Annotated in this window: 18 protein-coding genes; all 18 read left to right on the top strand. The window is 49.6% G+C overall.

The features are described from left to right. Positions 1 to 14: 14 nt before the first annotated feature. Positions 15 to 935, top strand: coding sequence for an ornithine carbamoyltransferase (gene argF, locus WC490_00410; GenBank protein MFA5097078.1), 921 nt, complete (start codon positions 15 to 17; stop codon positions 933 to 935). Positions 936 to 945: 10 nt separating this feature from the next. Beyond that, the gene (locus tag WC490_00405) at positions 946 to 2,139 is read left to right on the top strand and encodes an argininosuccinate synthase (GenBank protein ID MFA5097077.1); all 1,194 of its coding nucleotides are present in this window, start codon (positions 946 to 948) and stop codon (positions 2,137 to 2,139) included. Further along, positions 2,136 to 3,512 (top strand): argininosuccinate lyase, encoded by a 1,377-nt coding sequence (argH, locus tag WC490_00400; protein MFA5097076.1) that lies wholly within the window; start codon positions 2,136 to 2,138, stop codon positions 3,510 to 3,512. The genes WC490_00405 and argH overlap by 4 nt, the downstream gene beginning before the upstream one ends. Positions 3,513 to 3,515: 3 nt before the next feature. Beyond that, a complete protein-coding gene (locus tag WC490_00395; protein MFA5097075.1) occupies positions 3,516 to 4,427 on the top strand; it encodes a TPM domain-containing protein in 912 nt (303 codons plus the stop codon). A 14-nt stretch (positions 4,428 to 4,441) separates the two neighbouring features. After that, positions 4,442 to 5,008 (top strand): LemA family protein, encoded by a 567-nt coding sequence (locus tag WC490_00390; GenBank protein ID MFA5097074.1) that lies wholly within the window; start codon positions 4,442 to 4,444, stop codon positions 5,006 to 5,008. 9 nt (positions 5,009 to 5,017) lie between these two features. After that, positions 5,018 to 6,514, top strand: a complete 1,497-nt coding sequence (locus tag WC490_00385; protein ID MFA5097073.1) for a leucyl aminopeptidase — start codon at positions 5,018 to 5,020, stop codon at positions 6,512 to 6,514. Between the two features lie 75 nt (positions 6,515 to 6,589). Then, a complete protein-coding gene (locus WC490_00380; GenBank protein ID MFA5097072.1) occupies positions 6,590 to 7,594 on the top strand; it encodes a phosphodiester glycosidase family protein in 1,005 nt (334 codons plus the stop codon). 132 nt (positions 7,595 to 7,726) lie between these two features. Then, on the top strand, positions 7,727 to 10,474 hold the full coding sequence (locus WC490_00375) for a HEAT repeat domain-containing protein (GenBank protein MFA5097071.1): 2,748 nt from the start codon (positions 7,727 to 7,729) through the stop codon (positions 10,472 to 10,474). A 49-nt stretch (positions 10,475 to 10,523) separates the two neighbouring features. Then, a complete protein-coding gene (locus WC490_00370) occupies positions 10,524 to 12,005 on the top strand; it encodes a hypothetical protein (GenBank protein ID MFA5097070.1) in 1,482 nt (493 codons plus the stop codon). Between the two features lie 110 nt (positions 12,006 to 12,115). Continuing rightward, entirely contained in the window at positions 12,116 to 13,180 is a 1,065-nt protein-coding gene (locus tag WC490_00365; protein MFA5097069.1) for a hypothetical protein, read from the top strand. Positions 13,181 to 13,240: 60 nt separating this feature from the next. Beyond that, positions 13,241 to 15,559, top strand: coding sequence for a glycosyl hydrolase (locus WC490_00360; protein MFA5097068.1), 2,319 nt, complete (start codon positions 13,241 to 13,243; stop codon positions 15,557 to 15,559). A gap of 91 nt (positions 15,560 to 15,650) precedes the next feature. Beyond that, positions 15,651 to 17,165 carry a methionine--tRNA ligase gene (gene metG / locus WC490_00355; protein ID MFA5097067.1) on the top strand — a complete coding sequence of 505 codons (1,515 nt, stop codon included), beginning with the start codon at positions 15,651 to 15,653 and terminating at the stop codon, positions 17,163 to 17,165. Between the two features lies 1 nt (position 17,166). Beyond that, positions 17,167 to 17,949, top strand: coding sequence for a TatD family hydrolase (locus tag WC490_00350; GenBank protein ID MFA5097066.1), 783 nt, complete (start codon positions 17,167 to 17,169; stop codon positions 17,947 to 17,949). Continuing rightward, complete coding sequence (locus WC490_00345; protein MFA5097065.1) at positions 17,946 to 18,935, top strand: type II secretion system F family protein; 990 nt, start codon at positions 17,946 to 17,948, stop codon at positions 18,933 to 18,935. Before WC490_00350 ends, WC490_00345 begins: the two co-directional genes overlap by 4 nt. Positions 18,936 to 18,949: 14 nt before the next feature. Continuing rightward, entirely contained in the window at positions 18,950 to 19,366 is a 417-nt protein-coding gene (locus WC490_00340) for a prepilin-type N-terminal cleavage/methylation domain-containing protein (GenBank protein MFA5097064.1), read from the top strand. Positions 19,367 to 19,374: 8 nt separating this feature from the next. Continuing rightward, positions 19,375 to 20,943 (top strand): peptide-binding protein, encoded by a 1,569-nt coding sequence (locus tag WC490_00335; GenBank protein ID MFA5097063.1) that lies wholly within the window; start codon positions 19,375 to 19,377, stop codon positions 20,941 to 20,943. Further along, the gene (locus tag WC490_00330) at positions 20,940 to 21,920 is read left to right on the top strand and encodes an ABC transporter permease (protein ID MFA5097062.1); all 981 of its coding nucleotides are present in this window, start codon (positions 20,940 to 20,942) and stop codon (positions 21,918 to 21,920) included. Before WC490_00335 ends, WC490_00330 begins: the two co-directional genes overlap by 4 nt. After that, a complete protein-coding gene (locus tag WC490_00325; GenBank protein MFA5097061.1) occupies positions 21,898 to 22,710 on the top strand; it encodes an ABC transporter permease in 813 nt (270 codons plus the stop codon). Before WC490_00330 ends, WC490_00325 begins: the two co-directional genes overlap by 23 nt. Position 22,711 lies beyond the last annotated feature (1 nt).

The raw sequence follows: 22,711 nt of genomic DNA, 5'->3' as shown, positions 1-22,711 counted from the left end.
TATTTACCTCTATAATGAACCTGCTTTCAATTAATGAGCTGTCTTCTTCCTTTATAGAAGAAATATATAACCTTACGGCAGAGCTAAAGAAAGAGCCGCTAAAGCCTCTGCTTAAAGGCAAGACCGCGGCGATGATCTTTGAAAAGCCCTCCAACAGGACGCGGGTCTCTTTTGAAGTGGGGATGTTCCAGCTTGGCGGGCATGCAGTTTCACTTTCCGAGTCGATGCTCCAGATAGGCAGCCGGGAGTCCGAGGCCGATGTGGCCCGCACGCTTTCCCGGTATGTGGACTGCATAATCTACCGCACCTTTGAACATTCCAAAGTTGAAGAAATGGCAAAATATGCCACAGTCCCTGTTATCAATGCCCTGTCGGACAAGGCGCATCCGTGCCAGGCGCTGGCGGATGTATATACGATACGGGAAAGGGTCAAGGGTCAAGGGGCAAGGGGCAAGGAGAATGATCTTAGGGTTGTATTTGTCGGGGACGGGAATAATGTGGCGCGCTCGCTCAATGAATTGTGCAAGAAAACAGGGATAAAGTTCCTTCTTTGCTGTCCCAAGGGGTATGAGATGGAGGGTTGCGAGATCTCGCATGATCCAAAAGAAGCCGTCAAAGACGCGGATGTTATCTACACCGATGTCTGGGCGTCGATGGGGCAGGAAAAGGAAACAAAAAAGAGAAAAAAGGATTTTGCAAAATTTCAGGTAAATATGGATTTGATAAGGGCAAACGGCCGTTCGCCCCAACGCAATTTACCGTTGGTCATGCATTGCCTTCCGGCCCATCGCGGGGATGAGATCACAAATGAGGTCATCGAAAGCCCAAATTCCATCGTATTTGACCAGGCCGAGAACAGGCTGCATGTGCAAAAAGCTGTGCTCGTGAAATTATTGGCGGACAGACGCCCCGGCGGGGCGTCTGTACAAGATTAGGAGATCTATTATGGGAGATAAAATAAATAAAGTAGTCCTTGCCTATTCAGGCGGCCTGGATACCTCGATAATGATAAAGTGGCTCAAGGATAATTACGGCTGCGAGGTGGTCTGCTTTGCGGCGGATGTGGGTCAGGCGGAAGAACTAAAAGGATTGAAGCAAAAAGCTCTGAAGACAGGGGCTTCGAAGATCTATATAGAGGACCTGCGCTCCGAATTTGCAAGTGAATACATCTTTAAGATGCTCAAGGCCGGAGCGGTTTATGAAGGCGAGTACCTGATGGGCACCTCTATAGCGCGTCCTTTGATAGCCAAAAAGCAGGTGGAGATAGCCAAAAAGGAAAAGGCCGAGGCAGTTGTACACGGGGCTACCGGCAAAGGCAACGACCAGGTAAGGTTTGAACTCACATTCATGGCGCTGGCCCCGGAACTAAGGATAATAGCCCCCTGGAGGGAGTGGGAACTAAAGTCCCGGGAAGAAGAGCTGCAGTATGCCAAAGACAACGGCATTCCGCTCAAATTTGCCAAGGGAAAACCTTATTCCATGGACAGGAACCTGTGGCACATAAGCTACGAGGGCGGGATACTGGAAGATCCCTACAATGAACCGGACGAGGGCATGTTCATTCTTACGGCTTCTCCGGAAAAAGCCCCCAACAGGCCGTCATATGTTGAGATAGGCTTTAGCAAAGGAGAGCCTGTCAGCGTTAACGGCAAAAAGATGGCTCCCGCGGCGCTGATAGAACACCTTAATAGGATCGGCGGATGCAACGGTATAGGCAGGGTCGATATTGTCGAGAACCGACTTGTGGGCATAAAGTCGCGCGGGGTTTATGAAACTCCCGGAGGAACCATCCTGTATGCCGCGCACAGGGCGCTGGAATCCATAACCCTTGACAAAGAAACCTCTCACTATAAGGAAATAGTGTCCAAGAAATACGCGGAACTGGTCTACAACGGCCAGTGGTTCTGCCCGCTCAAAAAGGCCCTTGATGCCTTTGTCGAAAAGACCCAGCAGCGCGTGACCGGGACAGTCAGGCTCAAGCTGTATAAGGGCAGCTGTTCTGTTGCGGGACGAAAATCGCCTTATTCGCTTTACAAAAAAGACCTGGCAACCTTTGAAGAAGACAAGATATACGACCAGAAGGACGCGGAGGGCTTTATCAAGCTCTTTGGGCTTCAGATGAGGGGGCAAAGCAAATGAAGGACAAGCAATGGGCCGGGAGGTTTTCGGGGCAGATGGACCTGGCGATGGAGGATTTTAATTCGTCCGTTCACTTTGACAAAAGGCTGTTCAAGCACGACATAGATGTGAATATAGCCTGGGCAGGCGCCCTTTTGTCGGCAAAGGTCCTGACAAAGACCGAGCACTCGCAAATAACCTCGGCCCTTAAAAAGATAAAAGAGGATATAGCCTCCGGGAAAGCGGCGATAAAAAAAGAACACGAAGACATCCACATGAACATCGAAGTGCTCCTGACCCAGAAGACAGGCGAGGCAGGGAAAAAGATACATACCGGAAAGAGCAGGAACGACCAGGTGGTGACGGACATTCGCCTGTACATGAAAGAGGAGATCTCTTTTATCCTTGAACTCGTCAAGTCCTTCCAGAAAACGCTTTTACATCTTGCGGACAAGAACCTCGATGTCATAATGCCGGGCTACACCCACACCCAGAGAGCGCAGCCGGTATTGTTTTCCCACTACCTGATGGCGCACTTTGAGATGCTTGGCAGGGACAGGCAAAGATTAAAGCAATGTCTTGAGAGATCGGACATCATGTCCCTTGGATCTGCAGCGCTTGGAGGCTCCTCTTACCCAATAGACAGGTGGGCGCTGGCTAAAGAGCTGGGCTTCAAGGACATTTCCAGAAACAGTATTGACGCTGTTTCTGACAGGGACTTTGTTGCTGAATTTTTGGCGGATGCCGCAATACTTATGATGCATATTTCGCGGCTTGCCGAAGAGATGGTCCTGTGGTCCTCAAGCGAGTTCAAGTTCATCGAACTGGCAGATGCTTATTCTACCGGCTCATCCATAATGCCTCAAAAAAAGAACCCGGATGTGGCGGAGCTGTCGCGCGGCAAGACCGGGCGCGTCTACGGGGATCTTTTTTCCGTGCTTACCATGCTGAAAGGCCTTCCGCTTTCCTATAACCGGGACATGCAGGAGGACAAAGAGCCTCTGTTCGATTCGATAGATACGGTAAAAACAGTGCTGTTGATAATGCAGAAAATGGTCTCGACCATGAAGATAAACGAGGACAACATGAAAGCCGCGGTGGAGACCGGCTGGCTTACCGCAACCGACCTTGCCGACTATATAGTGGAAAAAGGCGTCCCTTTTAGAAAAGCGCACGAGATCGTCGGAAAGATAGTGCGCTACTGCGTGGACAACAACAAGGAGCTTTACGCGCTTTCCAAAAAGGAATTTGCTCTCTACTGCGACAGAATAGGGCAGGATGTGTATGATTTTATCACTCCCGAGTCCAGCATAAACGACAAGGACATCGAGGGCGGGACAGCGCGGTCGCGGGTCAGGTCTGCCATCCGTCTTGCCAAGAAAGAACTAAAATAGTCAATGTGTAGCAATGACCCGAACCTAAAGGTTCGGCTCCGGTTTTGTTCAAACAGGAGCCGGCACTTCAGTGTCGGGATTTTTCTTTTTCTTGTTCTATTTACCGGAACATGTCTTTCCGCAGAGATTAAATTTCCTTCCCCTGTTGGTCATGTTAACGACTTTGCGGGGATAATAGATCCCGCCTCTAAAGAAAAGCTCTCTTCCATGGCCGCCCTGCTCAAAAAGAAAACCGGCTGCGAACTGGCCGTGGCCACGGTAAAGAGCACTGAGCCTCTTGACCCCAAAACTTATGCGGTAAAACTCTTCGAAAAATGGAAACTTGGTGAAAAAGGCAAGGATAACGGCTATCTTATACTTGTGGCGGAAAAAGAAAGAAGGACGGAGATAGAGGTTGGCTACGGACTTGAATACCTCTTGACCGACTCTTTTTGCGGAAGGGTGCTTGACGAGGAAGTTGTTCCCCACTTCAAGAAGGGACATTATGGAGAAGGGCTGGTCTCAGGTGTTGCTGCTCTCAACAAAAGGATATCCGGCAATATCAAGGATATTGGAAAGCCTCCGGCAAAGAAGGGCTCTTTGATAGGCCTCCTGCTTTTGGCGGCGTTGTTCGTTGTGTTTGCCGCCCTGATGGGGCTTTTTGACAGGACCAAAAAAGTCTCCAAAGCTGTCTTTTCTGCTCTTACAGGAGCCTTTATCGGGTATTTTATTGCTGCCGCGGTTGGCGCTGCCATCGGTGCTATAATTGGTCTGGCCGCTTCTTTTGGAGGAGGCGGAGGCGCCATCGGAAGGGGCATGTGGATGGGCGGCGGGTTTGGCGGAGGCTCCTTTGGAGGAGGTTTTGGCGGCGGAGGCGGGTTCGGAGGCTTTGGAGGCGGATCATCGGGCGGGGGCGGGGCCGGAAGATCTTGGTAGGAAAGGAGATTCTGATGTCGAAAAAATGGATCTGGATAATAGGGATAATAGCCGCGGCAGTCATAATAGGGGGCTGGGTGATAGGTGTATATAATAATCTTGTCGGAATGGATGTGTCGGTAAAGGCCTCCTGGGCCCAGGTAGAGAACCAGTACCAGAGAAGGCTGGACCTTATCCCAAACCTGGTGGAAACGGTCAAAGGGTACAAAATACACGAGACAGAAGCCATCAAGAATGTGTCTGACGCAAGGGCAAGGCTGGCAGGGGCTGCTTCTACAAGCGACAAAGTTAGCGCTGCCAACGGGCTCGAAGGAGCTCTTTCGAGGCTTTTGATGATCGTGGAAAATTATCCAAATCTTAAAGCGGATGCCAACTTCAGGCAGCTGAGCGATTCACTAGAAGGGACCGAGAACAGGATAGCCGTTGAGAGGATGAGGTATAACGAGACCGTTAAGAACTACAACATCGCAGTAAGAAGGTTCCCTACAAGCATTTTTGCGGGCATGTTCGGGTTTGACAGAGAAAAAACCCTGTTCAAGGCCGCGGAAGGTGCAAATGAAGTCCCAAAGGTAAAATTCTAATACATAACAATGAAGATCTTGTTTGACAGCGGGGAGATCACAAAAATAAAATGCGGCGCTCTGGCCGTGGGCGTTTTTGAGGGCGCAGTTAAGCCGTCGGCAGCGGCGGCGGGCCTGGATAAGGCGATCGGGGGCTTGATAGAGAGCCTTATCGCAAAGAAAGAGATCTCCGGCAAAGAAAAAACGCTTACCGTAATACATACCCATGACAGGATCGCTCCAGAAAGGGTGATCGTCGCAGGGCTTGGCAAAAGGGACGGCTTTGACGCTGACAAGGCAAGGGCGGCTGCGGCTCAGCTAGTTCAAGAGGCGAAAAAATTAAAGGTTGAAGAGCTTGCAGTGTCGCTGGCAGGCTTTTGCCCTTCCTCTCCTTCCGAGGCGGTTCTGAAGGCCCTTGTAGAAGGGTTTTACATAGGACAGTACGAATTTGAAGGGTATAAGAGCAGCAGGGAAGAGGAGAAGACCGAACTTGGTCAAGTTACGATAGCCGTTGCCGACGCAAAAGATATCAAAAAATATGCCGCGGCAGCTCAAACAACCGCAGTAATATGTGAGGCAGTTAACAAGGCCCGCGAACTGGCAGATCATCCCTCCAACAAGCTCACCCCTTCTATTTTTGAAAAGACAGCAAAAAAAGCGGCTGAGTCCGCCGGTCTGGAAATAGAAGTCCTGGGCAAAAAAGAGATGCAGCAGCTTAAAATGGGCGGCCTCCTTGCCGTGGCCAGGGGCAGTACAGAAGAGCCCAAAATGATAACTCTTAAATACTTTGGGAACAAGAATTCAAAAGAGGTCATTGCTCTAATAGGCAAGGGGATCACTTTTGATTCGGGAGGCATTTCCCTTAAGCCTTCGAACAAGATGGAAGAGATGAAGCACGATATGGCCGGGGCGGCGGCGGTATTGTATGCAATAGAGGCGGCAGCTTTGCTCAGGCTCAAGAAGAATGTGATAGCGGTAATGCCTTTGACGGAGAACATGCCGGACGGAGGGGCGCTAAAGCCCGGGGATGTAATAAATACGATGGACGGCAAGACCCTTGAGATAATCTCTACCGATGCCGAAGGCAGGATGATACTGGCGGACGGCATAACCTATGCAAAAAAACTGGGCGCGACAAAACTTATAGACATTGCCACTTTAACGGGAGCCTGTGTCTCTGCCCTGGGGGATGTGGCGACCGGGGTCCTTGGGAACGATCAGAGATTTGTTGATGAAGTGATCGAAGCAGGAAAGGCATCCGGCGAAAAACTCTGGCAGCTGCCTCTTTATCCGGAGTACAAGGAATACCTCAAAAGTTCTGTTGCAGACATAAAGAACTGCTCAAATATGGGCAAAGCCGGGACCAGCACCGCTGCGGTCTTTCTTAAAGAATTTGTGGGGGAGACCCCATGGGTCCATATGGATATTGCAGGTACCGTGGTCCTTGACAGGCAGATAGGGCCATATTCGAAGGGGGCTACCGGAGCCGGAGTCTTTTCTATGGTAAACTACCTCGCAAAGTCATAAAAATAGCATAAATTAGCCAAATATCTTTATTAATTTTCACAAGTTATCCTTTTCTGGAAACGATATATAGTTGTCATGCACATAAAGCGCTATACAATAGTAATTCTTGCTCTCATTTTGTGTCTTCAGGCGGGTTTTTATGCTGCGGAAGAACCCGTTCAGTACAAAAGAGCACAGATAAGAGGAAAACCGGTTGATGTTGTAAGCGCTGACCTGAAGGATCCAAAGGTCTTTATCACCCCCGTGGTCGCAGGCGATTTTCCTAACCGGCCGGAAAACTTTCAGAGCATGGTAGAAAGATCACAGGCTGTTGCGGCCATCAACGGTAATTTTTTCTGTAAAGCAACCTATAAGCCTATAGGGGACATTGTGATAGACGGGCAGCTGGTCTACTTTGGCGGGATGGGAACTGCCATGGCCATCACAAAGGACAACAAGGTCAAATTTATCCAGGTGCCTAAGTGGCGCCACATGAACTGGGACAATTACCGGGCGGTCATTTCCTGCGGGCCTTTGCTTTTGTCAAACGGCAGAGTGGTCCTGGATGCAAAAGGGGAGGGCTTTAGGGACCCCAATCTGTTCATCCCCCGGAACAGGAGCGCTGTGGGCATTACCTATGACGAAAAAGTGCTCTTTGTTTCGATAAGCAAGCCCATCCTTTTTGAAGAACTGGCCGTGGTGATGAAAGACCTTGGCTGCCGCGATGCCATGAACCTGGACGGGGGCTCTTCCAGCGGGCTTTACTATAAGGGACAGATGATAGCAAATCCCAGGACCCCGCTCCCCGACATATTGATCGTGCAGGAGCGAGAGCTTGCGCCTAGTTTTCTGGTGGATCTGCGGGAAAAAATGACAAAAGGACAGACCAGGATAGAGGTCCTTTCCTCAATAGCGATGATAATAAACAAAGATCAGTTTATCGTAAAGGGGGTAAAGGACGACAAGGTATTTCTGATAATGAGGTTTGAGAACCCGGAGATCTTTGAAGCCCCGCAACTGGGAGCAAAGATCACTACCTCGCATAATAAACTGACGATAAAGATACCCGTGGACAAACTCTTTGGCCTGGACAAACAATAGAGCAGAAAAGACACACCCTCCCAAAAAGATATTGAGCCAGACACATACTTTTCCATGAAATCGTGCCCGATTACATCCGATAAGACCGTAAGAAAGACCGTCAACTCTTATCAAAATAGGAAAGGGAGCAAAATGATAGAACCAGTAAGGTCGGCAGCCCAAAATCAAAAGAGAGAGATGCCCCAGGTAAGAAGTTGCGAGCCGGTCGATGCTTCAAGGATAAGCAGGCCTTTTTTGGAAGAGGCCGGTGATAACGGAGCACATCTTAGGATGGCTCAGCTGCCGGCGGCATCAGTTCCTGCTTCAGCAAAAAACGCGGCAGAGGCCAGGGAAGCCGAATTTCTTGGATGGGCAAAGGCGCTGGAAGGGGGCACAGAGGCAGAAAAAACCAGGGCAATATGGCTGCTTTCTAACTCACAAGACAAAAGGGCCCCCGGTATCCTGCTGGCTTTTCTGGAGCGCAACATGAAGGACCCTCACTATGCCGCCAACTCCGAAGAAGCGATCCTGGCCTATGAAAAAGTTGCGGGCAAAGAACAGTTTTTGGATTTTATTCTTAGAGCGCTTGAGTGCAAAAATTCTACTATTCTGCATGTTGTCTTTGAAAAACTTGACAAATATAAAGATATGCGCGCTATACCACCGCTGAAATTGATACTTCAAAACTGCGATCAATATTTTTATATTCATGCCGATCAAACGGGTTGGGACTGGCGCAAAGAAGAGAACGGTTTGGGCTACTCTCCTTTAGAGGCTGCTATGGCCCTTTATAAGCTTGGAGACATCTCAGGAATGGATTTTCTTATAGAAAACATACACTTTGTTTCAAAGAAAGAAGGAGGCCCAATTGCGACGAGCGAGTGGATTCGAAGGTATTCGATCCAGTTGCTTTCCGAGATCAAAGAGAAGAAAGCTTTGTTTGCCATAGTATCAGCTTTTGACGACAAAGAGCTTGTTAAGGGCCTTGGTGATTTTAGCGCAGAATTATTTAGAGGATTTGTCATAGAGTGTTTGGGAAGGACAGGGGATGAGGATGCGGTCGATACAATAATCAATGCATACAGGCAGGGCAACTATAGGATGAGGGCGACCGCGATCGGAGCCCTTGGGAAAATCCATTCGGAAAAAGCCGGGAATTTTATACTGGAGGAATTTGGAACGGCGCAGCAGCTTTTTTCATGCAAAGACTCTGAGTATTACGGATGGGATAAGGGGGACACGCTTCCGGCGGCTGTTGCAACAGGCAATTTCAGGGACAAAAAAGGCGCTTCTGTACTGATGGAGGCGTTCAATTCTTACAATGAAAAAGAGCTGCGCGGATATCTGGATATCGCCGAAGCACTGGCTAAAATAGGTGCGAAGGAATGCATAGACTTTTTGAAAGAGAGACTGACAGATGAAAACCTCACAAGAAGGTTTGCAGCGGCATACGCCCTTGTAAAAGAAAGCGGCGATATGGAGGCTTTTAAGGCTGTCTCTTCGGTATTTAGAGAGATGGAAGAGGATCTCAGGGTTGGGTTTGTGGCCGCTGTTATAAGCATCAAAAACCCGCCGCAAGAGGTGATCTCTTTCCTGATCTCGATCATGAACAGCGACACATCTTATGCCGTCTCACTGTCGTCGGCTAAGCGTTTATTGGAGATAATGAATGAAGACGGGCAGAGAGCATTTGATAAAAATACAAAGGACGCTGTCAACGCCTATTTGCTGATCGAACATAAATGCTGGGATAAAGCGCTAGCGCTGGGGGATGCGGGCGCGGAGGCGTTGATCAAGTACTGGTATAAAGAACAACTTTACGGCCCAGGGTACAGACAGAACAGTTTTGACTTTATTAGCCTTTCTAAAACAGATGAGGAATTCCAAAAGCTTTTGGCAGATTCAGGAATAAGCAAAGCGAATTCGGACATAATGATGTTGATATATAAAACACGTCAGGGAGTTCCTTTGGGTTTAACTGATGCAGGGCTCGGATCTTATGCAAGATCATGGGAATTTCAGGATGAAAGCGCGCTGATCTTGGGGTCCTCGGAAAGTGCTGAGGCCCTTTCTGTTTTGAATAATACGGACCCAAAAAATGTTTTGGTTCTGGTGCAGGCGCTTGTGCGGCCGTTTGTCCGGCAAACAGGAGTGCCTCAAGGCGCACACGGCAGGACTTACGCTTCCTGTTCGGCCGAGGACCTTATAGTTGCATTTCGACAGGTGCAGTTGTCAAAACAATCTCTAGCGGTAAAACTTTTGATCCAAAGCGGCCGGATAAAAATGCCCAGTTCGGTACGCGCGGAATTTGACTGGAGCAATGCTCCGTCAATAATTATTCCCCTTCCGGATCAGATCTTCTGGTGCAATAAAGACATCCCTGTGTTAACGGAAATGCTGAACAGCCCTTACCAGTTATACAGGGAAGAGGCGGCCAAAGCGTTGAAATACATTGAGCAAAACGGAGCGGAAGATGAGGGGCTTGAAAAAGGAGTCCTGCCGGGAAAGGAAAAGACGCAGGACCTGAGAAAGAGACTTAATGATCCAAACTGGCAGATCCGGTACAGGGCGCTTGAGGCGCTGAGAATATCCGGGGCGGACGCAGAGGCATTTATTCCTGAACTGAAGGCTGCCTTTACATCCGATAATTATTACCTCAGTGAACAGGCAAGCGCGATTCTTACAGCTATGGGAAATGGTGCTTTGCCGGCCTTTGTTGAGAGCATTAGGACCGGGGCAGACTTTTATAAGACCAGAGCCATTGCCTCTATTGTAAAGATCGGAGGAAAAGAGGCCATAGCAGTTCTTAAAGCTTTGTCGAAAGAAAGAATAGTTATAACCGAAGATCTGGCTGCCATAATAATGAATGCGGTAACGCAGTTGGAGAGCGGCGCCAAATAGAGGAAAAGTTGTTTTAATGATCAAGCCTTACATGCTATAATCCATTATCATGTTCGTTGCTTTTGCCCTTCTTTTGATCTTTGTATTTTTTGCGGCCCTGATGTACCTTAACAGGCTTCCCGCTCTTATTGCCCTTCCCGTCATGGCCGTCCTAATCGGCTTTTTTGCAGGCGTGCCGACAAAAGATATCGCTTCCTATATTATTTCGGACGGGGCTATGAGGCTTAATGCCGCCATAATTACCGTGCTATTCGGCTCTATGCTGTCGCAGTTCGTGGCCAACTCGGGGATAGCCGCTGACCTGATAAAAAAGGTGGCCGAACTGGCGGGCGACAATCCTTTCCGCGTCTGTCTTGTAATGTCGCTGGCAGTGGCGCTGCTTTTTACCGTGCTTGGAGGCCTGGGCTCCGTCATCATGGTAGCGTCCATAGTATTTCCTATCCTGCTCTCGATAGGAGTGGCGCCGATAACCGCCGGCAGCCTGTTCCTTCTGGGGCTCAGCTTTGGGGGTCTTTTCAATCTTGCCAACTGGCAGCTTTATATCAGCGTTCTGGGTCTTTCCCAGCCGCAGATAATGGGGTTTGCCGTTGTGCTTGCCGCAGGTTTTTTTGCGATCCTGCTGATCTTTCTTCTTAAAGAGGTCGGTGTCAGATTTGAAGCAAAAAAAACCATTCTGTATCTTACCGCAGCCGCGGTCCTTTGCGCCTTGATCTACCTGCTTTTTGTTGGCGGACAGCTCCAGGCTGCCCTGAGGGTTGTAAAGTCCGCCCTGATGACGGACTGGGCAAAGTATGCCGCTTTGTTTTTCGCTTTTGTTTTTGTTCTGGCCTTTGTTGCGGACATGCTAAAAACCTCCTTAAAGCTGGTCAAAGGGCAGGAATTTTCCCCAAAGATCTCGGTTTTTGCCGTTCTTACGCCGGTAGTGCCGATAGTCCTTATACTTTGCTTTGCTATATATAACCTCATCTTTAAACCGGTCCGCGCCTTTGATTTTCCCATTATCGCTGCGATAGCTCTCGGCCTTGTGTGGGGCTTTTTTGCCACGCTTAGAAAAGACAGTATCAAGCTGCTGAGCCGCTCTATCCTCGAAGGGGTGGGGCTGGTCGGCCCGGCGATAGCGCTTATCATGGGGATAGGGATGGTCCTAAATGCCGTTACGCATCCCCTGGTTACAGGAGCCGTTTCTCCTCTGCTCCTAAATGTAGTTCCGTCCAGTCCGGTCCCGTATGTGATCTTTTTTGCCTCTCTGGCCCCGCTGGCCCTTTACAGGGGCCCGCTCAACATCTGGGGAATGGGGGCCGGGCTCATTGGTCTTCTGCTCTCATCCAAAGTGCTGTCACCGGCGGCAATAATGGCCGCGCTCATGTCGGTGGGCCAGCTGCAGGGGGTCTGCGATCCCACCAATACCCACAATGTCTGGATAGCTAACAACCTTAACATAAATGTGCAGGATATACTTAAAAAGACGATAGTGTACATGTGGCTGCTGGCCCTGGCGGGGCTGATAGCGGCGGGAAAGATGTATTTCTAATGGCAAATTTCCAATTTCCAATTTCCAATTTCCAATTTCCAATGTCCAATGTTAAAAGATTTGGTATAGGGATCTTATTGTTTTTTTTAATGGGGATGAATTGTTTTGCCATGGACGAGGGCCGCAGCGTAGAACTGTTGAGGATAGAGATAGAAAATTCAAGGGACGGGCTGATAAGCGTCAGCCATGACGGAGGGGTGTCAAAAGAGGCGGTCGGAAGGGTCCTCTATCCTTGTGCAAGGACAAATAGCAGGGGATATACCGCCAGCAAATGGGCAAAGACGGGAAGAGTGGCGGCCACCGCGGTCAATGCCATACACATCAAGACCGGGACCAACACGAGGGAAGGCAGAGGGATCATTTTTTCAATAGTCCCAAAAGAGGCGCTTGACCTTCCCGGCAATTACAACTCGTATGTAAGCCCAAATTCCTCTCTATATACCGCTATCCAGGGAGGAACTTCGATATTTGGCGGCAGCTATTCTCCGATGGTGGGCAACAGGGTGTTATTTGCCCGTGCCGGAAGTACAGAAAGTGAAGTTGAAGAAGGCTATGTCCCGCAGCTTGGCGACAGGATAATAATTCCGGTAGAAAGGCCGCTTAAGTATCCGAGGGAAATAATCTTTGAGAACAGGTTTGGCGGAGCAGTCAGCGTGGACTACACAGGGTCCCAGGATATTGTAATAGCCGAAGTCCTCAAGCCGGTTCAGGGGATAGGAAGGTTCGGGGGAGGGCTGTACTCTTCGACCGGAAGGATAAGGGCCAATCATACCGGGGTTATAGATATTTCTACTTCCCCCAAGGGAAAGGTCGGAGGTTTTCAGATAATCCCTTCGGATCACGGCATGAGCCCCGAAATGGGAAATGCCAGGCTGCTGACCCAGTGGATGGTAGTAGGTCCTACTTCGATAAAAGGAAAACCTCTGGAAGGACTGATGCCGCTGTTCTCTTCTTATCTTAGGCCGGTGTACAGACCCCTGAATATCGATTCGGATACCATTGCTCAGGACCTGCTGGAGAGGTTCATAGTGCAGGTAAAGTATGCCGGAAAGAATAGCTGGGAGCCAATGCCAAGGCTCTGGCTGGACAGCGACATGAGCAAACCCCTTCCAAAATGGGCAAACTCCGCCCTCAAGAATGTTTCCCACATAAGGATACTTTTCCCCGTCGATTGACGGTGAGAAGAAGACGGGCCTGAAATCGCACATGTTCCCGAACGATATATGGTCGTGCATATGAAAGCAAAAATACTGGCTGCAAGCATCATTCTCTTATCTGCAGTGTCATTGTGCAGTGCAACGGACCTTTATGGAACGATCGGAGCAGACATCGATGGCTGTTATATTGGTGCGTTCGTGGATTATGAGCCGGCCAATTCTTCAAAACCCCCGCTGGTCCTGAGCTATCTCCCGTCTTACGAGACGAATATGGGCCGTCATCTGGGTTCGGTGATGTGGTTCCAATCCTGGGGAAGCTCTGCCAACGGATTTATGACGGCGGAGTGTAATGCCCTGATCGATAGAGACAGTATCCCACATATAACCTGGGAACCCTGGAAGTATTTAGCAAGTGACCCGGTCTACAGCCTCCAGAATATCATTAACGGCGACTTTGATCCGTATATCACAAGCTGGGCGCAGTCCATTAAAGCTTTCAATAAACCGGTATTTCTCAGGTTTGCTCATGAGATGAACGGCAACTGGTATCCGTGGAGCGGAGAACAGAATGGGGGAGGTTTGGAGTCAACTCTAAAGTATATCGCGGCGTGGAGACATGTTCATGATATCTTTTCCAGCGCCGGAGCTGACAATGTCACATGGGTCTGGTGCGTGTATGGGGGCAGCGTTCCCGATGAGCCCTGGAATAATGCGGACAATTACTATCCGGGGGACGACTATGTAGACTGGATAGCTATAGATAACTATAACTGGGGAGGTACAAGGCCTTGGGGATGGAACTCGTTTGATGCGCTTTTTCGGCAGCCTTATGATCTGCTGACATCTTCCCATCCTGGAAAACCCGTAATGATAGCCGAGTTTGCCTGTTCCGAGGTCTATGACTGGGCCACCTGGGATAAGAAAGGGCCATGGATAATCGACGCGTTTGCCAAAATGAAGACGCAGTACCCTGCGGTCAAATCGTACAACTGGTTCAATATAGATAAATCCGGGCTGGGAGAGACGAACTGGTTCATCGAGTCAAGCGAGAGCAGCAAAGCCGGAATGTTTTCTGCGATGTCGGATACTGCCAAGTATCTTGACCGGATCTATTTTCCGGAAATAGAGCTCTCTTCTCCTCTCGGGGGGGAAAGATGGAAGTGCGGCGAACAGCATCTGATAACCTGGAACGCGTCTTCGGAAGGTTTTCCTGTGCGGGGTGACGGCATTTCAATTTATTATTCACGGAGCGAAGGTTCTGTCTATCTGCCGATCGCTGCCGGTATCTCCAACACGGGGAATTATGAATGGACAACTCCCCAGATGGATTCCAGCGCCGTTAGGATAAAGATCATTGCAAAGAATACGGCAGGAAATACAGCTGTCTCGGAAAGCGCGCCTTTTACGATATCCGATTCCACCGGGACCGGGGATATTCCTATAGGTTATCCCGTATTCAGCCTGGGTTATACTGATCCCGGGTGGAAATTTTCCACATTTGAATCAACGCCTCTGCTCTTTCATTTGGGGCTTGAGAATGTGTCGCCTGCTGACAGGCCCCAGACCGTTGTTGCTTATAACCTGAACGGGAGCCCTAGCGTGACAAAAGCAGATGTCACGGACAAGAAAATGGCGGTATTGAACCATGTGGCAGGATTTTTGCTGACTCCAGGGCGGACGACCAGCCCTTTTCCTTCGATCTGGATAAAAGGCGATAGTATTAATCCTATTGCCGGAAGTGAAGCCCCCGGCAACTATCTTACCGGTGACGGAGCCTCAAGGTTTTACCAGACCGGACTGACTTTACAGGCCCCTTATTATGACCAGCCGAACCTGCAGTGGAGTGTTTATGTATATAGCGATAAAGACATATTGAGACAGGTCCCGGGACCGATCGAGGGAAGGATCCTTGATCCCAGGACATCAACCATGAGATGGTTTGCATGGGCCAATGATATGAATGGTATAGCAAGAAAACAATGGATCTATAAAGAAGGCGGGAACCCGATCTCATACAATACCGTGCCTATCATATCTACAAGCGCGACCCCGCAGCAGACAAAAAGTTTTTTGACAGGAACTTCGGGAACATCGGTGCCCGAGGCGGAGCCGGGTTTTGATAGTATCCTGTCAAGTCCGGAAATCTTGGTTCCGGATAACGGAAAGCTGTACTATAACTCGGATAGGAATATCATTGCCGGAGATAATGCCAACGGGACATCAATAGTGAACAGAAGCCAGACAGGTCTTGTATATGTTTCTCCAAGCGGAGCACAGTGCCATAGGACCGAATATCTCCATATTCAGTTCATGGTTTTATGGCCGCCTAATGTTGGAGGTATTGTTCCTGGCGGAAAGAACTGTAATATCGGTTTTTATCAAAGGACCACCCCGTAACTGACGAAGTGTTGGTTTTTTCAACAGTCCTGCTTTTCCTCGGTCCTCTTTTATGTTCGGAACTTGCCTCAAGATGCTATAATTCAATAAAATGAGCCCAAAATATTATATTACCAGTCCGATATATTATGTGAACGATGTGCCTCACATAGGGCACGGTTATACCCAGATCGCATGTGATGTTCTTGCAAGATGGAACAGGCTCAAAGGGCTTGATGTGAAGTTTTTAACGGGGACTGATGAGCATGGCATGAAAATTGCTAGAGCTGCAGATGAGGCGGGGACATCTTCCAAGGAGCATGTAGACTCAATGGTTCAAAAGTTCAAAGAAGCCTGGGGAAAACTGGACATATCGTACGATTTGTTCATAAGGACTACAGATAGGAAGCACGAGAAAGCTGTCCAAAGCATATTCCAGAAACTCTATGAAAAAGGTGATATCTATAAAGGCACCTATCAGGGCTGGTACTGCAGGCCCTGCGAAGCCTACTGGACCGAATTCCAACTGCAGGACAAAAAGGTCTGCCCCGATTGCGGAAGACCTGTGGAAAAGATAGAGGAAGAGGCCTACTTTTTTGCCCTGTCCAGGTATCAGGACAGGCTTCTTTCATATATCAATTCCCATCCAGACTTTATCAGGCCGGCTTCAAGAAGGAACGAGGTCGTGAATTTTATCCAGAGCGGGCTAAAGGACCTAAATGTGAGCAGGACCAATTTTTCCTGGGGCATACAGGTCCCGTTCGATCCCGGTCATGTCATCTATGTCTGGTTCGATGCTCTTGTCAACTACATTTCTGCCATCGGATATCCGCAGGACATGGAAGAATTCTCAAAGTGGTGGCCGGCCGATGTCCACCTTATGGGCAAGGAGATAGTCAGGTTCCACGCGGTGATCTGGCCGGCTATACTGATGGCCCTTGACCTTCCTCTTCCGGGCATAGTTTTTGGCCACGGCTGGTGGACGGTAGAAGGGCAAAAGATGAGCAAGTCGGTGGGTAATGCGGTAGACCCTGTTGTGCTTTCCGAAGAGTTCGGGCTTGATGTGGTAAGGTATTTCCTGATGAGGGAGGTGCCTTTTGGCTCGGACGGGGATTTTTCGCGCCAGGCGCTGATATCAAGGTATAACAGCGACCTTGCCAACGACCTCGGGAACCTGCTCAGCAGGACCCTGACGATGATAGACAAATACTTTGGCGGCACGGTCCCCAAAGCTCAAAAGCTTACTGCCTCAAGCCAGGATGCCGTTTTTTTAGAATTGATAATAGATACTCCCAAAAAGTATGAGCAGGCCATGGATGAAATCCTTCCTTCCGAGGCCCTTGCCGGAGTTTGGGGGCTGATAAGTTTTGCCAACAGCTACATAGAACAGAAAGCACCCTGGTCGCTGGCCAAACAGGGTAAAACGCAGGAACTTGCCGCTGTTATGGCCAACCTTTTTGAGTCCCTCAGGGTGGTCTCCATACTGATAGAGCCTTTTATGCCCGAAACTTCGGTCCGGATGAGGCAGCAAATGGGACTTGACTGGGCAGGCGGCAGTTGCAGAGAAAAAGACGCAGATATCAAGGTCCAAAAAGGGTCCCCACTGTTCCCCCGGCTTGCAAAATAAAATGCTGATAGACACTCACGCCCACCTTACCATGAGCCAGTTCGGCGACCTTGAGGAAGTTCTTAAAAGGGCCAAGGAAGCCGGAGTCGAGTATATAATAAACGCCGCGTTTGACCTAGAGTCTTCAAAAAAAAGCCTGGAACTTGCCGGGCGGTATCCCAACATTTTTGCCTGCGCGGGCATCCATCCCCATAATGCCGGGGAGCTGGACGAAAGCTCTCTGAGCGAATTATCAGCTCTTCTTAAGAACAAGAAAACACTGGCGGTAGGAGAGACAGGACTGGATTTTTATAACAATGAGGTCCCCGAAGCAGTGCAGACAAAGGCCTTTGTCAAGCAGATAGAGATTTCCAGGGACAGCGGCCTTCCCCTGGTCCTTCACGGCCGCAGCGCTCCTGATAAAATGCTGGAGGTCTTAAACAGCGAGGCAAAAGGGCAAAAGGCGGTGTTTCACTGCTTTTCGCAGGACAGCGCCTACGCAAAAAAGGTCCTTGATCTGGGTTATTACATCTCTTTTACTGGAGTAATAACCTTTAAGAACGCGCATAGCATGAGAGAGGTCGTAAAGACCGTTCCGCTTGAAAGGATGATGATAGAGACGGACTGCCCTTATCTTGCCCCTCAAAAGTTCCGCGGACAGAGGAATGAACCTGCATATGTCAGGTATGTGGCGGAAATGATAGCGGAAGTAAAAAAGATAAATAAAGAAGAGGTGGAGGCAAAGACAGCGGAGACAGCAATAGAATTCTTTGGGATAGGAAAGCAGGCAGTAAAAATTCTATGAAAAAGCTGTCAAATAAAGAGCAGGTCGCGGTTATAAAAAGGCTGGCGCATTTGCTGTCTTACGGCGTGCCGCTGGTCAAGGCGCTTAAGGCGGCCAAGGTTAGAGGGGATGTGGAAAAGGCTGTTAGCTGCGGAGCAACGCTGGCTTCTTCTATGGAGCCGTATTTCAACCTGGAGGCGGTTTCCATAATAGGCGCCTGCGAAGCCGGCGGCAGCACTCAACAGGGGCTGGTTATTGCGGCGGAATATCTTGAAAAGACGGCGGAGATACGCAAAAAGATCAGAGCTTCTCTTGCCTATCCGGCGGCGGTGATGACGGCCTCTATCGCCTGTCTTGTCTTTTTTCTTTTTAATGTGTTCCCGCAGATGATAGGATTTTCTATCCAGATGGGGATAGAGCCGCCGGCACAAGTCGTTGTGCTGTATTCCTTTGTAAAACTGCTCCCTTATCTTTTGACCTTTCTGGCGGCTGCAGCTGTGCTTGCCGTCTATTTTTCAACATCCAAAAAGTTCGGTCCCGCGTTAGAGGCCTGCAGGCTGCGCGTCCCGCTGATGGGAAAAACAATAAAAAAGCTCAACTGCTCCAGGATAGCCGGAATGCTGTACTATATGCTGAGCTCCGGACTGCCTCTTTGCGAAGCCCTAAGCAACACCTCAAAAGCCTTGAGCAGCCCGGCCTTTAGAAAAAGCGTCGAAGGTGTTCTTGACAATGTCAGGCAGGGGCAAAGCCTTGCCGGCGCATTTGAGACCGATAATAACTTTGATGAGGAACTGGTCTTTGCAGCAAGACTGGGGCAGGAGAGCGGCAGAACAGAGGACATGATGAAAGGCTCCAGTAAAGCCCTCGAAGACGAAGCGTACGAACTGATTAAAAGGGCTGTTTCTTTTGTGGAGCCGGCGGCCACGATAGCTTCGGGAGCGGCGGTGGCCTTTATCGCGCTTTCGGTGCTTTCTCCCATAACCAAGATACTCGGGTCCCTTCAATAAAGGAGGTGAGAAGATTGAAGAATGGCAGCAGCGGATTTACACTGATCGAGATCCTCATAGTGATAGGCATCATAGGAATTCTGGCGGCATTTCTGGTCCCTTCGTTCATGGGAGTTCAGGACAAGGCAAAAGAAGCGGCGGTAAGATCGGTGATGAGGTCGGTACAATACGGGGTAGAATCCTACAACATGGAGAACGAGACTTATCCCATAGCAAAGGACATAACACTTAAAAATCTTTACGATAACTATCTTGCCGCGGGAGAATACATGGCTTCTCTTCCCAAGAACCCTTTTACGGGCAAGACTTATTCGGAAGGAGACAGCGCCGGCAAGATCATGTACACATATGATGATGCAACCGGGAGATACACGATAACCGGCTATAAGAGGAGCGGGATAGGCAAAGTGCTTGAATTGACGAATATGTGAGCGTAAAAGTGAAGAATATCTTAACGATCTGGCTCACGATCATACTACTGTCCGCCGCAGTCTGCGGAAGGACCGCAGATCTCGAAGGCGATCTTGTCTTTGCCCTCGGAGGCGAGATCTCGATACTTAATCCGATACTGTCGGCGGACTCGGCCTCTTCCTCGGTTGAGGGGCCGATCTTTAACGGGCTTACAAAGATCAATGAAAAACTCGAGATCGTGCCGGACCTGGCAGAAAGATGGACGGTTTCAAAGGACGGAAAGGTCTTTACCTTTTTTCTGAGGAGGGGCGTTAAATGGCACGACGGGGCTTCCTTTACCGCGCGCGATGTAAAGTTCACTTTTGATTCCATTCTTGATCCCAAAGTGAATTCTGTCAGAAGAAGCGATTATATAATTGAAGGTAGACCGATAAGGTTCAAAGTGATAGACGCTTATACTGTACAGGCGGTCCTTCCAAGACCCTTTGCCCCTTTTCTCGCATCCTCCGGGATGTCAATACTGCCGGCACATCTGTTAAAGGGAAAGGACCTTAACACTTCGTCCTTTAACCAGAAGCCGGTCGGCACCGGGCCTTTCAAGTTCAAGGAATGGAAGGCCTCCGACCACGCCACTCTTGTCAGGAACGAGAAATACCATCTGGGGGCTCCGCTCCTTTCTTCCATTATCTACAGGATGATCCCGGACGAAAATTCCAGGCTGATAGCTCTTGAGTCGGGACAGATAGATGAAAGCGATGTGCCGCCCAGAGAGGTGGGCAGGATAAAGCGACTGAAGAGGGTAAAGGTCTATGAGTATGAGGCTCTAACCTACACATACCTGGGATTCAATCTTGCCAACCCGATCTTTTCTGACAAGAGGGTGAGGCAGGCGCTGGCTTATGCAACAGATAAACAGCAGTTGATAAACCTGATCTTTCTGGGCGCCGGCGCTGCCGCCTACAGCCCGTCCTCTCCGGTCTCCTGGGCGTACGAAAGCAGTGTGGAAAAGTATCCCCTTAACAGAAAAATAGCGGAAATTCTTTTGGATGGGGCCGGCTGGAAAAAGGGCCCGGACGGGATAAGAAAAAAAGGCTCAAAACCGCTGGAGTTCACCATCCTGGTCAACCAGGGCAACAAGGAAAGAGAAAAAGCGGCCGTCATCCTCCAATGGCAGTACAAAAAGATAGGTGTAAAGGTGAACATCCGCGTTATGGAGTGGAGCGCGATGTTGAGGATACTCAACGCAAACAAGGATCCCAAGGATTTTGACGCCGTCATAATAGGCTGGTCGCTCGGAATAGATCCGGACCAGTACAGCATCTGGCACTCATCGCAGTACCCGTCGGGGCTCAACTTTGTGAAATACAAGAATCCGAAAATTGACCGCCTTCTGGAAAAAGGCCGCACCACCATGGACAGGGAAAGCCGCAAAAAGATCTACTCTCAATTGCAGAAGATAATAGCCGAGGACCAGCCGTATCTCTTTCTTTGGTACCCTAAGGCCGTTGTTGCGGTATCAGAAAGAGTGGGAGGGCTTTCAAAACCCGGGCCGGCGGGATTGTTCCTTAACATAGAGAAGGTGTTCGTCACCAAATGAGAAGATATATTGTCAAGCGCCTGATCAGCCTCATCCCTCTTTTGCTGGGTGTTTCGCTGGTCTCTTTTTTGATAATGCACCTTGCTCCGGGAGATCCTACCGCGATGCTGACGGATCCTTCTGTCAAGCCCGAGGAACTCCTGCGGCTTAGACAGAACTGGGGACTGGACAGGCCTTTGATAGTGCAGTATTTTTACTGGCTCTGGCACGCGATAAGATTTGACTTTGGCACGGCATACATGCTCAACAGGCCTGTGTCGGCGGTGATAGCCGAGAGACTGCCGGCGACTCTTCTGCTCATGGGGACTTCTTTTGCGGTAACGCTTTTAATAGCCGTGCCTCTGGGGGTCCTTTCCGCGGCGAAGAAGAAGGGCTGGTTCGATAACCTTGTGACCGTTATTTCTTTTGCTGGAATGTCTATCCCGTCCTTTTGGCTGGCGCTGATGCTGATGCTGCTTTTTTCGGTCAAACTCAACCTGCTTCCGGCGGGAGGAATGTATGATCCCTCGCTTCAAACCCCTTCATTTTTAAAAAGCGCCATAGATGTTGCCTTGCACATGGCGCTTCCTGTTGCAACAATGGTGATCGTCGCTCTTGCCGGGATAACCAGGTATGTGCGCTCCAGCATGCTGGAGGCTCTTTCACAAAACTATATAAAAGCTGCAAGGGCAAGAGGGCTTTTTGAAAGGACAGTTATATTTAAACATGCCCTCAGGAACGCTCTGCTTCCTCTGATAACTTTGATAGGACTAAGCCTGCCGGAACTCTTTGGGGGGGCTTTTATAGTTGAAACCATCTTTGCCTGGCCGGGGATGGGCCGGCTTGGTGTGGCCGCTGTCTTTTCGCGCAATTACCCCGTGATTATGGGGGTTGTCATGTTCTCGGCTTTTTTGATAGTGATAGGAAATCTTTTGGCGGATGTCTGCTATGCCCTGGCTGATCCAAGGATAAGATATGAAAAAGTTCAAAAAAAATAAACTGGCCCTGTTTGGCGCCGCCATACTTTTGTTCATGGCCCTGGCGGCTGCTTTTGCCCCGGCGCTGTCCCCTTATGATCCAAACGAACTCGGAAATACGGCGCTGGAGGCGCCATCCGCCGCGCATTTGCTGGGTACGGATGATTACGGAAGGGACATATTTAGCCGTATCCTGTTCGGCGCCAGGGTTTCACTTACCATTGGATTTGTCGCGGTATCGATCTCTGTCCTTATCGGGTCCCTGCTGGGCGCATTGGCGGGCTATTACGGAGGGGCGGCGGATTCTGTGATAATGAGATCTGTGGATGTGATGCTGGCTTTTCCTTCCATCTTTCTCATCCTTGCCGTTCAGGCCGTTCTCTCGCCTAATATCTATAATGTAATGATAGTAATAGGACTTACATCCTGGATGGGTGTGGCAAGGCTGGTAAGGGGCGAGTTCCTTTCGGTCAAGGAAAGGCCTTTTGTGGAGGCCCTGCGCTGTCTTGGCTCATCCGACATAAGGATCATCTTCAAACATATTCTTCCGAACTCATTTGCTCCGGTTACTGTGGCGGCAACTCTGGGCATGGCGGGGGCCATCCTTACCGAATCAGCCCTGAGCTTTCTCGGGATGGGGGTCCAGCCGCCGTATGCTTCCTGGGGCAACATGCTCCAGGATTCGCAGGCCTACCTGCGCCTTGCACCATGGATGGCGCTGGTGCCGGGTCTCTTCATCTTTATGACAGTATTGTCGATCTATTTTGTCGGAGAAGGGATAAGAGGGGCCTCGGACCCCAAGGAAAACTAAG

This window comes from Candidatus Margulisiibacteriota bacterium (genome assembly GCA_041650635.1).
GTDB lineage: Bacteria > Margulisbacteria > WOR-1 > JAKLHX01 > JBAZKV01 > JBAZKV01.
Note: the sequence above shows the minus strand (reverse complement) of the source record. Positions and strands in the feature narration are given on the sequence as shown.

Coding starts and splice junctions, on each gene's coding strand:
- WC490_00350 (MFA5097066.1), top strand. CDS start 17,167: ATGCTGATAGACACTCACGCCCACCTTACCATGAGCCAGTTCGGCGAC.
- WC490_00395 (MFA5097075.1), top strand. CDS start 3,516: ATGTGTAGCAATGACCCGAACCTAAAGGTTCGGCTCCGGTTTTGTTCA.
- argH (MFA5097076.1), top strand. CDS start 2,136: ATGAAGGACAAGCAATGGGCCGGGAGGTTTTCGGGGCAGATGGACCTG.
- WC490_00385 (MFA5097073.1), top strand. CDS start 5,018: ATGAAGATCTTGTTTGACAGCGGGGAGATCACAAAAATAAAATGCGGC.
- WC490_00360 (MFA5097068.1), top strand. CDS start 13,241: ATGAAAGCAAAAATACTGGCTGCAAGCATCATTCTCTTATCTGCAGTG.
- metG (MFA5097067.1), top strand. CDS start 15,651: ATGAGCCCAAAATATTATATTACCAGTCCGATATATTATGTGAACGAT.
- WC490_00380 (MFA5097072.1), top strand. CDS start 6,590: ATGCACATAAAGCGCTATACAATAGTAATTCTTGCTCTCATTTTGTGT.
- WC490_00370 (MFA5097070.1), top strand. CDS start 10,524: ATGTTCGTTGCTTTTGCCCTTCTTTTGATCTTTGTATTTTTTGCGGCC.
- WC490_00325 (MFA5097061.1), top strand. CDS start 21,898: ATGAAAAAGTTCAAAAAAAATAAACTGGCCCTGTTTGGCGCCGCCATA.
- WC490_00345 (MFA5097065.1), top strand. CDS start 17,946: ATGAAAAAGCTGTCAAATAAAGAGCAGGTCGCGGTTATAAAAAGGCTG.
- WC490_00375 (MFA5097071.1), top strand. CDS start 7,727: ATGATAGAACCAGTAAGGTCGGCAGCCCAAAATCAAAAGAGAGAGATG.
- WC490_00330 (MFA5097062.1), top strand. CDS start 20,940: ATGAGAAGATATATTGTCAAGCGCCTGATCAGCCTCATCCCTCTTTTG.
- WC490_00390 (MFA5097074.1), top strand. CDS start 4,442: ATGTCGAAAAAATGGATCTGGATAATAGGGATAATAGCCGCGGCAGTC.
- WC490_00365 (MFA5097069.1), top strand. CDS start 12,116: ATGGACGAGGGCCGCAGCGTAGAACTGTTGAGGATAGAGATAGAAAAT.
- argF (MFA5097078.1), top strand. CDS start 15: ATGAACCTGCTTTCAATTAATGAGCTGTCTTCTTCCTTTATAGAAGAA.
- WC490_00405 (MFA5097077.1), top strand. CDS start 946: ATGGGAGATAAAATAAATAAAGTAGTCCTTGCCTATTCAGGCGGCCTG.